The sequence below is a fragment of the Sphingomonas faeni genome (assembly GCF_040407495.1).
GTDB lineage: Bacteria > Pseudomonadota > Alphaproteobacteria > Sphingomonadales > Sphingomonadaceae > Sphingomonas > Sphingomonas faeni_D.
In genome coordinates, this window is the sequence record NZ_JAPZPP010000002.1 from 853,851 (window position 1) to 869,555 (window position 15,705).

A 15,705-nucleotide genomic window follows, 5' to 3' on the forward strand; every position below is an offset into this window, starting at 1 on the left:
CCCAGCGTGGTGATGGATCATCCCAAATTCAAAGCATTGATCGGCAACATTCTTTTCCCGCACGGGAAGGAAGTCCGCGTGACATCGGCTCGCGGAAGGCTAGGATCGCCGCGACCGTAACGATTTCGGAAACCGCGTGACCTCAGATCCTGCCGTACAGCCGCCCGTTCAAGCACCCGTCATCCAGGATCTGGCCGACTCGATCCTCGACACGCTGGTCCACCGCATCGGCAAGGATGCGCAGGCCGCCCGCCCCCACGACTGGCTCGCCGCGACGATCCTGACCGTCCGCAACGACATCGTCGAACGCTGGATGGCCTCGACCAAGGCGGCGCACGCCGCGGGCGCCAAGCGCGTCTATTATCTCAGCCTCGAATTCCTGATCGGCCGGCTGCTGCGCGACGCGGTGACCAACCTCCAGCGCAACGACGAGGTTACGCAGGCGCTGAAGCTCCACGGCGTCGACCTTGCCGAACTCGAAGAGATCGAGCCCGACGCGGCGCTCGGCAATGGCGGTCTCGGCCGTCTGGCGGCGTGCTTCATGGAGAGCATGGCGAGCCTCGCACTGCCCGCCTACGGCTACGGCATCCGCTATGTGAACGGCATGTTCCGCCAGCGGATCGACGATGGCTGGCAGGTCGAGATGCCCGAGAACTGGCTCGCGCACGGCAATCCCTGGGAGTTCGAGCGCCGCGAGAGCGCCTATTTCGTCGGCTTCGGCGGCGAAGTAACGGCATCCGACAGTGGTCAGATCCATTGGAGCCCGTCCGAAGCGGTCGAGGCCACCGCGGTCGATACGCCCGTCGTCGGCTGGCGCGGCGAACACGTCAACACGCTCCGCCTGTGGACCGCCCGCGCGTTCGATCCGATCAAGCTCGACCGCTTCAACGCCGGCGACTTCACCGGCGCGCTCGCCGACCAGTTGCGCGCGGAGACGCTCACGCGGGTCCTGTACCCCAACGACTCCACCGCCGCCGGCCAGGAACTCCGCCTCCGCCAGGAATATTTCTTCTCGTCCGCGTCGATCCAGGACATCGTCCGCCGTCACATCCAGTATTTTGGCGACATCCGTACGCTGCCCGACAAGGCCGCGATCCAGCTCAACGACACGCATCCCGCGGTGTCGGTCGCCGAACTCATGCGGCTGTTGATCGACCACCACGAATTCGCGTTCGACGAAGCGTGGAAGATCACGCGTGCCACCTTCGGTTACACTAATCACACGCTGTTGCCCGAGGCGCTGGAGAGCTGGCCGCTGCCGCTGTTCGAACGGCTGCTCCCGCGGCACATGCAGATCGTCTACGCGATCAACGCCAAGCTGCTGCGTGAGGCGCGCGGTACGGACGGCATAGACGACCGCGCGATCTCGGCGATCAGCCTGATCGACGAGGGCGGCGAGCGGCGCGTGCGAATGGCGAACCTCGCCTTTGCAGGTTCGCACAGCGTCAACGGCGTCGCCGCGCTGCATACGCAGCTGATGAAGAAGACGGTCTTCGCCGATCTCCACAAGCTGTATCCAACGCGGATCAACAACAAGACCAACGGCATCACGCCGCGTCGCTGGCTCCAGCAGTGCAATCCCGGCCTCACCGCGCTGATCCGCGATGCGATCGGCGACAGCTTCCTCGACGATGCCGAAAAGCTGGTCGGTCTCGATGTTTTCGCCGACGATTCCGGTTTCAGGGAGCGCTTTTCGAGCGTGAAGCGTTCGAACAAGGTGGCACTGGCAAATCACATCAAGGAAAGCATGGGGCTCCGCGTCGATCCCGACGCGATGTTCGACGTCCAGATCAAGCGCATCCACGAGTATAAGCGCCAGCTACTCAACATCATCGAGACGGTCACGCTCTACGACCAGATCCGCAGCCATCCCGAGCGCGACTGGACGCCCCGCGTGAAGCTGTTCGCGGGCAAGGCGGCGTCGAGCTATCACAACGCGAAACTCGTCATCAAGCTGGCGAACGACGTGGCGCGCCGGATCAACGCGGACCCGTCGGTCGGTGGCCTGCTCAAGGTCGCGTTCCTGCCCAATTACAACGTGTCGCTGGCGGAGAAGATCATCCCCGCCGCCGATCTGAGCGAACAGATCTCGACCGCCGGACTCGAGGCGTCGGGCACCGGCAACATGAAGTTCGCGATGAACGGCGCGCTGACGATCGGCACGCTCGACGGCGCCAACATCGAGATCAAGGACCGCGTCGGCGACGACAACATCTTCATCTTCGGCATGACCGCGGACGAGGTCGAGGCCAAGCGCGCCAACGGTTACGATCCGCGCGCCGTGATCGACGGCTCGAACGAACTCCGCCAGGCGGTGTCGGCGATCGCGTCCGGCGTGTTCTCGCCCGACGACAAGACGCGCTACGCCGGGTTGATGGGCGGGCTGTACGACGGCGACTGGTTCATGCTCGCCGCCGATTTCGACAGCTATGCCACCGCCCAGCGCGCGGTCGACACACGCTGGAACGATCGCGATGCGTGGGTCGCCTCGACCGTCCGTAACGTCGCCCGCGTCGGCTGGTTCTCGTCCGACCGGACGATCCGCGAATATGCGCGCGAGATCTGGACGGTGATGTGAAGCCACCCGAAGGCGCCATCGTTGCCCTCCTTGAAGGGCGTCACGACGATCCGTTCTCGCTGCTCGGCGTCCACAGCGGCCCGACCGGCGTGTTCGCGCGCGTCTGGCTGCCCGGCGCGGACACGGCGGAGGCGCACGCACTCGACGGTACCGCGCTCGGCACCCTCCCCCGGATCGACGATCGCGGCCTGTTCGAGGGTCCGATCGACGGCACGCAACAGCCGGTGAAATACCACGCCGAGGCGGGCGACACGTCGTGGTGGGTCACCGACCCCTATAGCTTCGGCCCAGTCCTCGGCCCGATCGACGACCTGCTCATGGCGGAAGGCACGCACCGCCGCCTCCACGACAAGCTGGGCGCGCACCTGATCAAGCATGAAGGCGCGCACGGCGTCCACTTCGCGCTCTGGGCCCCCAATGCGCAGCGCGTGTCGGTGGTCGGCGACTTCAACGACTGGGACGGGCGCCGCCACGCGATGCGCAAGCGCGGCGACGTCGGCGTTTGGGAGATCTTCATCCCCGACATCGCCGAATACCGCGCCTACAAGTTCGAGATCGTTGGCCCCGACGGCCAGTTGCAGCCGCTCAAGGCCGACCCGTTCGCCTTCGCCAGCGAACTCCGCCCCGCCAACGCCTCGATAACGCGGAAGCTCGCGCACGACTGGGCCGACACCGATCACCGGAAACACTGGTCCTCGGTCGATCCACGCCGCGTGCCGATCAGCATCTATGAGGTGCATGCCGGATCGTGGGACCGCGACGCCGACGGCTGGTTCCTGAGCTGGGACGCGCTCGCCGACCGTCTGATCCCCTACGTGGTCGAGATGGGCTTCACGCACATCGAGTTCCTGCCGATCAGCGAACACCCGTACGACCCGAGCTGGGGCTACCAGACCACCGGCCTCTACGCGCCGTCCGCACGCTTCGGCGACGTCGATGGCTTCGCGCGGTTCGTCGATGGCGCGCATCTGGCGGGTATTGGCGTACTGCTCGACTGGGTCCCCGCGCATTTCCCGACCGACGCGTTCGGCCTCGCCAAGTTCGACGGCACCGCGCTGTACGAGCACGAGGATCCGCGGCTCGGCTTCCACCCCGATTGGAACACCGCGATCTACAATTTCGGGCGGCGCGAAGTGACGTCGTTCCTCGTCAACAACGCGTTGTTCTGGGCCGAGCGCTATCACATCGACGGCCTTCGCGTGGATGCGGTCGCGTCGATGCTGTACCGCGATTATTCGCGCAAGAGCGGCGAATGGATCCCCAACGAGCAAGGCGGCCGCGAGAATTGGGAAGCCGTCGCGTTCCTCCGCGACATGAACCGCGAGATATACGGCCAACATCCCGGCGTGTTCACGATCGCCGAGGAATCGACCTCGTGGCCGGGCGTCTCCGCACCCGTCAGCGACGACGGCAAGAGCGGTGGGCTCGGGTTCGGGTTCAAGTGGAACATGGGCTTCATGCACGATACGCTCCAGTACATGGCGCGCGATCCGCTGCACCGGAAGCACCACCACGGCGAGATCAATTTCGGCCTCGTCTACGCGTTCAGCGAAAATTTCGTCCTGCCGCTCAGCCATGACGAGGTCGTCCACGGCAAGGGCTCGCTGCTCACCAAGATGCCCGGCGACGACTGGCAGCAATTCGCAAACCTGCGCGCCTATTACGCGTTCATGTGGGGCTATCCCGGCAAGAAACTGCTCTTCATGGGGCAGGAATTCGCGCAGCGCCGCGAATGGTCCGAAGCGCGCGCGCTCGACTGGGACCTGCGCAACGCGCGCAGCCACGAGGGCATCCGCAACCTCGTCCGCGACCTCAACACCGTCTACCGCGAGAAGCCGGCGCTGCACGCGCGCGACTGCGAGGCGGAGGGGTTCGAATGGCTGGTCGCCGACGATGCCGCCAATTCGGTGTTCGCGTGGTTGCGCAAGGCTCCGGGTGCGAAGCCGATCGCGATCGTCGCGAACATGACGCCGATCGCCCGCGCGCCCTACCGCGTACCGCTGCCGCTCGACGGCCGCTGGTGCGAGATCATCAACAGCGATGCGCACGACTATTGGGGCAGCGGGCTCGGCAATCTCGGCGGCGTCGTCGCGAAGGACGGCGCGGCCTGGGTCACGCTGCCCCCGCTCGCGACGATCATGCTCGAATACGAAGGCTGATCGAGTTCGAAGACCGATCCGGCGCAACGACGGAACAACCGGCGGGTGACGGCGCGTTATACTGCTGAATATTAGGGAGAGACGGACATGGTGGAACGGCGGGGACAGCCATTGGCGCGCGACGCGATGGCGTATGTGCTGGCCGGCGGCCGCGGCAGTCGCCTGATGGAGCTGACCGATACGCGCGCGAAACCCGCGGTGTATTTCGGCGGCAAGGCGCGCATCATCGATTTCGCGCTGTCCAACGCGATCAACTCGGGCATTCGCCGGATCGGTGTCGCGACGCAGTACAAGGCGCATTCGTTGATCCGCCACCTCCAGAGCGGCTGGAACTTCCTGCGCTCCGAACGCAACGAGAGCTTCGACATCCTGCCCGCCTCGCAGCGGATCAGCGAGTTCCAATGGTACGAGGGCACCGCCGACGCGGTCTACCAGAACATCGACATCATCGAGAGCCATGCGCCCGAATACATGGTCATCCTGGCGGGCGATCATATCTACAAGATGGATTACGAGCTGATCCTGCAACAGCATTGCGAGACCGGCGCGGACGTCACGATCGCCTGCCTCGAAGTGCCCCGGATGGAGGCGGTCGGCTTCGGCGTGATGGCCGTGGACGAGCACGACAACGTCACCGCGTTCGTCGAGAAACCCGCCGATCCCCCCGCGATCCCCGGCAACCCGGACATCGCGCTGGCGTCGATGGGGATCTACGTCTTCACGACCAAGCTGCTGTTCGAGGAGCTTCGTCGCGACGCCGCAACCCCCGGATCGTCGCGCGATTTCGGCAAGGACATCATCCCGTACCTCGTGAAAAACGGCAAGGCGGTCGCGCATCGCTTCTCGGACAGCTGCGTCCGCTCGGGGCTTGAGGTCGAGGCCTATTGGCGCGATGTCGGCACGGTCGACGCCTATTGGGAGGCGAACATCGACCTCACCGACGTCGTGCCCAAGCTCGACCTCTATGACCGCAGCTGGCCGCTCTGGACCTATTCCGAGGTCACGCCACCCGCAAAGTTCGTCCACGCCGACGACGGCCGCCGCGGCGAGGCGGTGTCGAGCCTCGTCTCGGGCGACTGCATCATCTCCGGCTCCTCGATCCACCGCAGCCTGATCTTCACCGGCACCCGCGCGCACAGCTATTCGATGCTGGATCAAGCGGTGATCCTCCCGCACTGCGTGATCGGCCGCGGTGCGCGCCTGTCGAAGGTGGTCGTCGATCGCGGCGTAGAAATTCCCGACGGCCTGGTCGTAGGCGAGGACGCAGAATCCGACGCCCAACGCTTCCGCCGCACCGACAACGGCGTCGTGCTGGTAACCAAGTCCATGATCGACCGGCTGACCGCGTGATGCACTTGGCGATACCTGCCCCCCTCCCTGGAAGGGAGGGGTTGGGGGTGGGTCGGCCCATTGGCAGTCGGTTCGCACGCCCCACACCAACCCACCCCCGGCCCCTCCCTTCCAGGGAGGGGAGCAGTAGTATCTTCCCAACCAGAGCGCCGATATGATGCGCGTCCTCTCCGTTGCTTCGGAAGCCTACCCCCTTATCAAGACCGGCGGTCTCGCAGACGTCGTCGGCGCGCTCCCGGCCGCGCTGGCGCCGCATGACGTCGCGCTGACCACGTTCCTCCCAGGCTACCCAGCACTCGCCGCCGTCATCAAGCGCGCGAAAGTCGTCCACCGCTACACCGACCTGCTCGGCACCGAAGCCCGCATCCTCAAGACGAAGATCGGTGACCACCCGCTGCTGGTCCTCGACGCCCCCGCGCTGTTCGCACGAGGCGGGGGCCCGTACGGCGACGCGACCGGCGCAGACTGGTCCGACAACTGGCGCCGCTTCGCGGCGTTCAGCCGCGCCGCCGCCGACCTCGCCTCGGGCACGGTCCCCGGCTACGAATTCGACATCCTCCACGCGCACGACTGGCAGGCGGCGATGGCCCCCGCCTATCTCCGCTACGCCCCCGGCCCCGGCGGCCCCGCCAAAACGGTCGTCACGATCCACAACATCGCGTTCCAGGGGCGCTACGGCCACGACATCTTCGCCGACCTCGCGCTCCCCGACGAAGCCTTCGCGCTCGATGGCGTCGAATATTACGGCGGCGTCGGCTTCCTCAAGGCCGGTCTCGAAGCCGCCGATGCGATCACCACCGTCAGCCCGACCTACGCCGCCGAGATCCGCCGCGGCGAATTCGGGATGGGCCTCGAAGGGCTCATCAACGACCGCGCCGGTCGCGTCACCGGGATCGTCAACGGCATCGACCCCGCGGTCTGGAACCCGGAGACCGACGCGTCCCTCCCCGCCCGCTACACCGCGCGAACGCTAGCCCGCCGCCGCGCCAACAAGCGCGCGATCGAAACCCTGTTCGGCCTCGACGCCGGCGACGGCCCGATCTTCACCGTCATCAGCCGCCTCACTTGGCAAAAGGGCATGGATGTCCTCGCCGGTGCGCTCGACGAACTCGTCGCGCTCGGCGGTCGTCTCGCGCTGCTCGGCTCGGGCGACACCGCGCTGGAACTCGCCTTCCTAGCCGCCGCCGAACGCCACCCCGGCCGGATCGGCGTCCGCATCGGCTATGACGAGCCCGTCTCGCACCTGCTGCAAGGCGGTGCCGACGCGATCCTGATCCCGTCGCGGTTCGAGCCGTGCGGTCTGACGCAGCTCTACGGCCTCGCGTACGGCTGCGTCCCCGTCGTCGCGCGCACCGGTGGGCTCGCTGACACCGTGATCGACGCCAACGAAGCTGCGATCGCCGCGGGCGTCGCCACCGGCATCCAGCACGACGGCGTCACGCCGGAAGCGCTCAGCCACGCGCTGCGCCGCACGATCGCGCTCTATGCACGCCCCGATCGCTGGGCCATGTTGCAGCGCAACGCGATGCGCGCGGACTTCTCGTGGGACGAGAGCGGCCGCCGTTACGCTAACCTCTATTCGAGCCTTCTGGAGCCCGCATGATCCGCACCGTTTCGACCACGCCGTACACCGACCAGAAGCCCGGCACGTCGGGCTTGCGCAAGAAGGTGAAGGTCTTCCAGCAGCCAAACTACGCCGAGAATTTCGTCCAGAGCGTGTTCGACGTGGTGGCGGACAAGGCCGGCGCGACGCTGGTCATCGGCGGCGACGGCCGTTTCCTCAACCGCGAAGTCATCCAGGTCGCGATTCGCATGGCGGCGGCAAACGGCTTTGGCCGCGTCATCGTCGGCCGCGGCGGCATCCTGTCGACCCCCGCCGCCAGCCACATGATCCGCAAGCGTGGCGCGATTGGAGGCCTCGTCCTCTCGGCGAGCCACAACCCCGGCGGTCCCGACGAGGATTTCGGGATCAAGTATAACATCGCCAATGGCGGCCCCGCCCCTGAGGCCGTGACCGACGCAATTAACGCGCGGACGCTGGAGATCGACCGCTGGCTGACCGTCGACGCCGACGACATCGACCTCGACACCGATGGCGAAGTCACGGTCGGCGATATGCCGGTCGAGGTCGTCGACCCGGTCGAGGATTACGCCGAGCTCATGGAGACGCTGTTCGACTTCGACGCGATCCGCAGCGCCAAGCTGACGATGGCGTTCGACGCGATGAGCGCCGTCACCGGGCCGTATGCGACCGAGATCCTCGAACGCCGCCTCGGCTTCGCGCCCGGCACCGTCCGCAACGGCGAACCCCTGCCCGATTTCGGCGGCCACCACCCCGACCCCAACCTCGTCCACGCGCATGAACTGTACGAGACGATGATGGCCCCCGACGCACCCGATTTCGGCGCAGCGTCGGACGGCGACGGCGACCGCAATCTGATCATCGGCAAGAACCGTTTCGTCACCCCCTCGGACAGCCTCGCGATGTTGGCTGCCAACGCACACCTCGCACCCGGTTACGCAGGCGGCCTCAAGGGAATCGCCCGCTCGATGCCGACCAGCGCCGCCGCCGACCGCGTCGCTGAGGCCTTGGGCATCCCAGCCTACGAAACCCCGACCGGCTGGAAGTTCTTCGGTAATCTGCTCGACGCCGGCATGGCGACGATCTGTGGCGAGGAGAGCGCCGGCACCGGGTCCGATCACGTCCGCGAAAAGGACGGCCTGTGGGCGGTCCTCCTGTGGCTCAACATCCTCGCGGTCCGCGGCGAGAGCGTCGACACGATCTCCCGCGATCACTGGGCGAAATTCGGCCGCAACTATTACGCCCGCCACGACTACGAAGGTGTCGAGACTCCACGCGCCGACGCGCTGATGGCCGCACTTCGTGGAAGCCTGGCCACCCTGCCCGGTCAGCAATTCGGCGACCTGACCGTCGAGACCGCGGACGAGTTCGCCTATACCGACCCCACCGACGGATCGATCAGCCGCAACCAGGGCGTCCGGATCCTGTTCGAGGGCGGCAGCCGCGTGGTGTTCCGTCTCTCGGGCACCGGCACCACTGGCGCGACGTTGCGCGTGTACCTCGAACGCTACGAGCCCGTCGGCGGCAACCTCGACCGCGACACCGGCGAGATGCTCGCCAGCATCGTCGCCGCCGCGGAGTCGATCGCGGGGATCGCCGAGCACACCGGCCGCACCGCACCGGACGTCGTCACCTGATGCGCTGCCTCGGCCTGCTCGCGCTCTCGTCGCTCCTGGTCGCGGCATCGCCCGCGCCGCGGTCCCCCGCGCAACTGTTCGGCCCGCTCTACAAGGCCGTGCAGATGCGCGGGCTGTTCCCGGACTCGAAGACCTTCGCCGACGCGACGCCCAAGCGGCCGGCGAAGGCGATCCTCGCCGACTATGCCAAATGCCGCTGCGACGCCGAGCCCGCGCTTCGCCGGTTCGTCGAGGCGAACTTCACGATCCCGACGACGCCCGCCGCCCCACCATCGGCCGAGAGATTGACGCTGAAGGCGCATATCGACGTACTTTGGCCGCAACTCACGCGCACCCGAACGACCGTCCCCGCCGGCTCCTCCGCGCTGACCCTGCCAAAGCGCTACGTCGTCCCCGGCGGCCGCTTCCGCGAGATGTATTACTGGGACAGCTATTTCACGCTGCTCGGCGTCCAGCGCTCCGGTCGGCAGGACCTCGTCGAGGACATGATCGTCGATTTCGGCAGCCTGATCGACCGCTACGGCCACATCCCCAACGGTACGCGCACATACTATCTCAGCCGCTCGCAACCGCCGTTCTTCTACCTCATCGCCGGCCTCTCGCGCGATCCCAAGACACTCGCCACCCGCAACCGCCAGTTGCGCGCCGAACACGCGTTCTGGATGGCGGGCGCAGAAACCCTCAAGCCCGGCCAACAGACCCGCCGCGCGGTCCGCCTCCCCGACGGCGCGTTGCTCAACCGCTATTGGGACGACCGCAACGATCCCCGCGACGAGAGCTATCGCGAAGACGCCGAGCTCGCCGACCGCACACCGTCGCGCAACCGCGGCGAACTCTTCCGCGATCTGCGCGCAGCGGCGGAGAGCGGCTGGGACTTTTCCTCGCGCTGGCTCGCCGACGGCCGCACGCTGGCCACCATCCGCACCACGCGGTTCGCGCCGGTCGATCTCAACAGCCTGATGGTCGGCATGGAGCAGGCGATCGCCGCGAACTGTCGCACATTGGGGGATACCGCCTGCGCCACATCCTACGCGTCGCAGGCAACGGCGCGCACCGCCGCGATCCGCAAGCATTTGTGGAACGGCCGGTTCTTCGCCGACTACGACCTCGACACCAACCGCGCGAACGACTTCGCAAGCGCCTCGATGGCATTCCCGCTTTTCGCCAAGGTCGCCACCCCGGACCAGGCCAAGGCGACCGCCACTGCCCTGCGCCCGTTCGTCGGCGAAGGCGGCCTCCGCACGACGCTGATCGGCAGTGGCCAGCAATGGGACGACCCCAATGGCTGGGCCCCGCTCCAGTGGGTCGCGATTAAAGGCCTGCGCGGCTACGGCGAAACCGACTTGGCCGACCAGATCACCAAGGCCTGGCTCGCCTCGGTCGACCGCGAATACCAGGCGAGCGGCAAGCTGCTCGAGAAATACGACGTGGTTGAGCGCAAGCCCGGCGGTGGCGGCGAATATCCCAACCAGGACGGCTTCGGCTGGACCAACGGGGTCACGCGGGCGCTAATGGCCGGTCGGCCATGACGTTCCGACGCCGCCGCAGCGCGCTCTACATGCCCGCCTCGAACGCGCGCGCTATCGCCAAGGCTAGAACGCTCTCATGCGACGTCGTCATTCTCGACCTGGAGGATGCCGTCGCCCCCGAGGAGAAGGCCGCGGCCCGCGATCGCGTCGTCGAGGCACTGGGCGAAGGCGGGTTCGGCACGCGCGAACTGGTCGTACGGGTCAACGGTCTCGACACCGCCTGGTATGCCGACGACATCGCCGCGATGCACGCGAGCGGTGTCGACGCAGTGCTCGTCCCCAAGGTCTCGTCGGTCGCCGACCTTACCCGGGTTCGCGCATCACTCGGCGAAGATGGCCCGCCGATCTGGGCGATGATCGAAACCTGCGCGGCGATCCTGGCACTCCCTTCACTCTCCGCAGCCGCAGCCGAAACGCGCCTCACCGCGCTGATTGCCGGCACCAACGACCTCGCCAAGGAGATGCGATGCCGGCTTGGTGTCGATCGGATGCCGCTGGTCCCGGCGCTCACGGCGACGATCATGGCCGCCCGTGCTGCCGGGATCGTCGCGCTGGACGGCGTGTGCAACGCGCTGGACGACCCGCCCCGGTTCGCAGCCGAGTGCACGCAAGGCGCAATGCTAGGGTTCGACGGCAAGACATTGATCCATCCGTCCCAGATCGATGCGGCGAACGCTGGTTTCGGGCCGAACGTTGAGGAATTGGCGTGGGCACGAACGATCGTCGCCACGTTCGCGAAATCGGAGAATGCCGACAAGGGCGCCATTCGCCTAAATGGCCAAATGGTGGAGCGTCTCCACCTCGTCGAGGCACAGGCGATGCTGGCACGCTGAAGCGTAGACAAGTACCGTCCGCAAATGTCGTCCGTCATCCTGAGGAAAATCAGGATCCAGAGCCACGAAGCGCACCACGCGTTACCCTGGATCCTGACTTTCGTCAGGATGACAGGTAGCTCGAATGATACGCTCCGACTTTACCCCGCGCTCTTCCGTCGGGTCTCCCACCCCTTCTTCGCAGCCGCGGACTTGGCTGCATCGCTACGCCCGGCCGCCTGCTTGCCGCCGTTATTGGAAGAGGCATGCGTATCGGGCTTGCCGCGACCCGAGCCCGACTTGTTACCGCCGCCCGAATCCTTGTTCACGCTCGCCCAGGCCCGCGCCTCGGCCTCCTTCTCGGGAACGCCGCGCTCTTCATAGCCGTCCGCGATATGCGCGGCCTTGCGCTTCTGCTTGTCAGTGTACGCGCTCTTGTCGCCCTGTGGCATCGCCGCTCTCCTCGTCAGAAAGCGTCAACGCTCAGGCCGACACGACGTTCACCGACCGATCCAATCAGCCACCTGCGTAGCGACCTGGTTCGCCGCCTGGTTGATACCTGCCGCTGCGGAGGGTGCATCGATCGCCGAGACCGGCACGCGGGCTTCGAAGCGATGCTTCTCGACCGTGGTCTTTCCGACGCGGGTCAGCGACGCATCGAACGTCACGACCGCCTCGCGCGTGGTCGCATCGAGCCCGAACGACCGCAGTTCGCCACCAAGCAGCCCGCCGGGATCGCCGATCGACTGCGCCGTCGACAGCACAACCAGCCCGGTCCGCGCCGCAACCGTGTCCGACACGAGCCGCGAGAACAGCCGCGCGGGCGGCTCCGCCCACTGCGCGTCGGTCACGTACGCGATAGAGGTCGGCGTCGCCTGCACCGGCACGCGCGCGGTCGCCAGCGACTGCGGCACCACCGGAACCTGGATCGTGATCGACTTCGCGGTCGCCGAATCCTGGTTCTGGCCGACCGGCACCGACGATGAACTCGTCAGCGTGAGCAGCGTGGGGGGCGGTTTCGCGCCGAAGCTGATGCACCCGGCGAGTGGCAGCATCGCGATCAGGATGAGCGGTGTCTTCATGGCGTGCCTCACTTACCCTTGTAATCCGGGAGCTTCTGCTGCCCGATCAGCGAACTCGCACCCTGCTGGTCGACCTTCTCGGCGACCGACGACAGTGCCGCGGCCGTCGTCCGCAGGTCGTGGACCAGACGATTGGCCTCGGGGATCGTCGTCTTCGAAAACGCCTGCAAGCCTGGTCGTGCGTCGCCGATCGCAGCGTTCAACGTCTCCGCGCTCTGCTGCGCGGAGGTGATCGCCTTGTTCAGGTTCGCCATCGCCGGCTTCACGTCCTCGGACAGGACGCCGTTGGTGGTCTTGGCCAGCACGCCGAACTGCTGCGCGGCATCGCCCGCCTGCTGGATCGCAACGCGAGTCTGCGCGAGCGTCGCGGCGATCTCAGGCCCACGATCGGCGAGCGCATCGGTCAACCGGTTGGTGTTCTCGAGGATACCTGCGATCGATGCCTGATTTCGGTCGGTCAGCAAGCCCGTAAGACGCTCGGTCAGCGTCGACAGGCGCTCGAGCAACTGCGGTGCCGAGTTCAGGATCGCGCCGAGGCCACCCTGCTTGGTCGGGATGACCGGGACGCCGTACGGACAAGGCTGGCCGTTGACGTCAGGGCACGCGACCGGCGGCGCACCCTTGCGGGCGCCGTCGAGCGACACCTGGCTGACACCGGTAAAGCCGACGCCCGAGATCGATGCAGTGGTGCCCTGCAGCACCGGAGTCTCGTCGTTGACGCTGATCCGGACGCGGACGAACTGCGGATCGTTCTTCCACAGCGAAATCGTCTTCACCTGACCCGACGGCACGCCCGAGAACGTCACGGCAGAGCCGCGCGCGAGCCCGTCGACCGACTGGCGGAAGAAGATGTCGTATTCCTTCTCTTCCTTGCCGCCCAGCCGCGCGATCCACACCGTGAACAGCGCCAGCAGGGCCAGCAGGATCAGCACGACGGCGCCGACTAGGACGTGGTTCGAACGGGTTTCCATCAGCGCGTCCTTGCTTCTTTCTCGGCGTATGTCGCGTCGGCGTCGTCCGGCGCGGACTGCTTGGACTGGACTTCAGTAGGGTGTTGGGCTGCTTGCTCGTCGGCGCGCTCGTGCGCTTCCTGCGTCGCGACCGCGGCACGGCCGCGGGGCCCCTTGAAATATTCCTCGATCCACGGATGGTCGAGCGCGATCAGCTCGTCGATCGTGCCGACCGCGATGACCTTCTTGTCGGCCAGCACCGCGACCCGGTCGCAAATAGCATACAGCGTATCCAGATCGTGCGTGATCAGGAACACTGTCAGCCCGAGCGTCTTCTGCAACGACTGGGTCAGCCCGTCGAACGCAGCCGCACCGATCGGATCGAGACCCGCGGTCGGCTCGTCGAGGAACAGTAGTTCGGGATCGAGCGCGAGCGCGCGGGCGAGACCTGCACGCTTCTTCATGCCACCCGACAGCTCGGCGGGAAATTTGTTCGCGGCGTCGGCAGGCAAGCCGGTCATCACGACCTTGTACGACGCGATTTCCGCGAGCAGCGCCGGCGACAGGTCGGGATAGAATTCGCGCAACGGCACTTCGACATTCTCGGCGACGGTCAGCGTCGAGAACAACGCACCGCCCTGGAACAACACGCCCCAGCGCTTGCGGATCTCAGTCGCCTCGGTTTCCTCGCGGCCGATATTGGGCTCGCCGAACACCGTGACCTCGCCCGCGACCGGGGTCTGGAGGCCGATGATCGAGCGCATCAGCACCGACTTGCCGGTACCCGAGCCGCCGACCACGCCGAGGATCTCGCCGCGCCGCACGTCGAGGTCGAGCCCTTCATGCACCACGGAATCGCCGAACGCGTTCTTCAGCCCCTTTACGGAGATGATGATATCGTCTTGCTTGCGGGGCATCAGTCCCAACCCAACCACGTGAAGAACACCGCGAAGAACGCATCGAGCACGATCACCAGGAAGATGCCCTGGACCACCGCGGAGGTGGTGCGCAGGCCGACCTGTTCGGCGTCCGATTCGACCTGCATGCCCTGGAAACAGCCAGCGATCGCGATGATCGCGCCGAACACCGGCGCCTTGATCAGGGAGATGTACAGATCGGTGATCGGCACGACTTCGCGGATGCGCGCGATGAAGGTGACCGGCGGGATGCCGAGCTGCACCCAGCAAAGCAGACCGCCGCCGATGATCGCGATCACTGAGGCGTAGAAGCCTAGCAGCGGCATCATTACGATCGCGGCAAGCACGCGGGGCAGCACCAGCGCCTCCATCGGCGACACGCCGATCGTCCGCATCGCGTCGATCTCTTCGGTGAGCTTCATCGTGCCAAGCTGTGCGGCAAACGCCGAACCCGAGCGGCCCGCGACCATGATCGCGGTCATCAGCAAGCCGAGCTCGCGGATCGTCAGGCGGCCGACGAGGTTGATCGTGAAGACTTCGGCGCCAAACTGGCGCAGCTGGACCGCGCCCTGCTGCGCGATGACCATGCCGATCAGGAAGCTCATCAGCCCGACGATGCCAAGTGCGGCGACGCCGACCACTTCGAAGCGCTGAACGACCGCGTTGAAACGGAAACGGCGCGGGTGGCGGATGACGCTGCCGAACGCGATCGTCGTCGCGCCAAGAAACCCGAGCAGGCCGAGCATGGTCTTGCCCGACAGGACGATCGCATCGCCGATCTCGCCAAGCACGCGACTGGCCGCGTTGACCTTGGCGGGCCTGGCGGCGAGCGGCTGATCCGACGCGACGACCTGATCGAACAGTGCCTGGTCGTTGGCATCGAGCCCGTCGATTGTCGCATCGTTGCGCGCAGCGAAACGGTGGACGACCCAGGCGCCGATCGTGTCGATCCGGTCGACCCCGCTGAGGTCAACATGCTTCACCGAAGCTGCGTCGATCGCCTCGAGCCGATCGGGCAGATTGCCGATCTTCGCAAGCGACAGATCGCCGGTAAAGCGAAGCGTGCCGGTATCGGCACTGTCCTGCTGGAAATCGGCCATCGCGCTCAT

General features: G+C 66.4%; 12 protein-coding genes. 7 read left to right on the forward strand and 5 right to left on the reverse strand.

Annotated elements, in window-relative coordinates; all coding sequences use genetic code 11:
* The first annotated feature begins 181 nt into the window (after positions 1 to 181).
* From O6W96_RS09025 to O6W96_RS09055, 7 genes are all read left to right on the forward strand, one after another.
* Complete coding sequence (locus O6W96_RS09025) at positions 182 to 2,578, forward strand: glycogen/starch/alpha-glucan phosphorylase (protein WP_353469394.1); 2,397 nt, start codon at positions 182 to 184, stop codon at positions 2,576 to 2,578.
* Positions 2,575 to 4,737 (forward strand): 1,4-alpha-glucan branching protein GlgB, encoded by a 2,163-nt coding sequence (gene glgB, locus O6W96_RS09030; protein ID WP_353469208.1) that lies wholly within the window; start codon positions 2,575 to 2,577, stop codon positions 4,735 to 4,737. The genes O6W96_RS09025 and glgB overlap by 4 nt, the downstream gene beginning before the upstream one ends.
* A 90-nt stretch (positions 4,738 to 4,827) precedes the next feature.
* Positions 4,828 to 6,087, forward strand: coding sequence for a glucose-1-phosphate adenylyltransferase (gene glgC, locus O6W96_RS09035; protein WP_435372209.1), 1,260 nt, complete (start codon positions 4,828 to 4,830; stop codon positions 6,085 to 6,087).
* 154 nt (positions 6,088 to 6,241) lie between these two features.
* Entirely contained in the window at positions 6,242 to 7,690 is a 1,449-nt protein-coding gene (glgA, locus tag O6W96_RS09040; protein WP_353469210.1) for a glycogen synthase GlgA, read from the forward strand.
* Complete coding sequence (locus O6W96_RS09045) at positions 7,687 to 9,306, forward strand: alpha-D-glucose phosphate-specific phosphoglucomutase (RefSeq protein ID WP_353469211.1); 1,620 nt, start codon at positions 7,687 to 7,689, stop codon at positions 9,304 to 9,306. The genes glgA and O6W96_RS09045 overlap by 4 nt, the downstream gene beginning before the upstream one ends.
* Entirely contained in the window at positions 9,306 to 10,835 is a 1,530-nt protein-coding gene (treA, locus tag O6W96_RS09050; RefSeq protein WP_353469212.1) for an alpha,alpha-trehalase TreA, read from the forward strand. The genes O6W96_RS09045 and treA overlap by 1 nt, the downstream gene beginning before the upstream one ends.
* Entirely contained in the window at positions 10,832 to 11,668 is an 837-nt protein-coding gene (locus O6W96_RS09055; RefSeq protein WP_353469213.1) for an HpcH/HpaI aldolase/citrate lyase family protein, read from the forward strand. The genes treA and O6W96_RS09055 overlap by 4 nt, the downstream gene beginning before the upstream one ends.
* Before the next feature lie 140 nt (positions 11,669 to 11,808).
* Here O6W96_RS09055 and O6W96_RS09060 read toward each other — a convergent pair whose 3' ends face one another.
* From O6W96_RS09060 to O6W96_RS09080, 5 genes are read right to left on the reverse strand one after another with little or no spacing between them, the layout of a single operon-like run.
* Positions 11,809 to 12,099 (reverse strand): plasmid stabilization protein, encoded by a 291-nt coding sequence (locus O6W96_RS09060; protein WP_353469214.1) that lies wholly within the window; start codon positions 12,097 to 12,099, stop codon positions 11,809 to 11,811.
* 48 nt (positions 12,100 to 12,147) lie between these two features.
* A complete protein-coding gene (locus O6W96_RS09065; protein WP_353469215.1) occupies positions 12,148 to 12,729 on the reverse strand; it encodes an ABC-type transport auxiliary lipoprotein family protein in 582 nt (193 codons plus the stop codon).
* Between the two features lie 8 nt (positions 12,730 to 12,737).
* Complete coding sequence (locus O6W96_RS09070) at positions 12,738 to 13,700, reverse strand: MlaD family protein (RefSeq protein ID WP_353469216.1); 963 nt, start codon at positions 13,698 to 13,700, stop codon at positions 12,738 to 12,740.
* Positions 13,700 to 14,596 carry an ABC transporter ATP-binding protein gene (locus O6W96_RS09075; protein ID WP_332754858.1) on the reverse strand — a complete coding sequence of 299 codons (897 nt, stop codon included), beginning with the start codon at positions 14,594 to 14,596 and terminating at the stop codon, positions 13,700 to 13,702. The genes O6W96_RS09070 and O6W96_RS09075 overlap by 1 nt, the downstream gene beginning before the upstream one ends.
* A complete protein-coding gene (locus tag O6W96_RS09080; protein WP_353469217.1) occupies positions 14,596 to 15,705 on the reverse strand; it encodes an ABC transporter permease in 1,110 nt (369 codons plus the stop codon). The genes O6W96_RS09075 and O6W96_RS09080 overlap by 1 nt, the downstream gene beginning before the upstream one ends.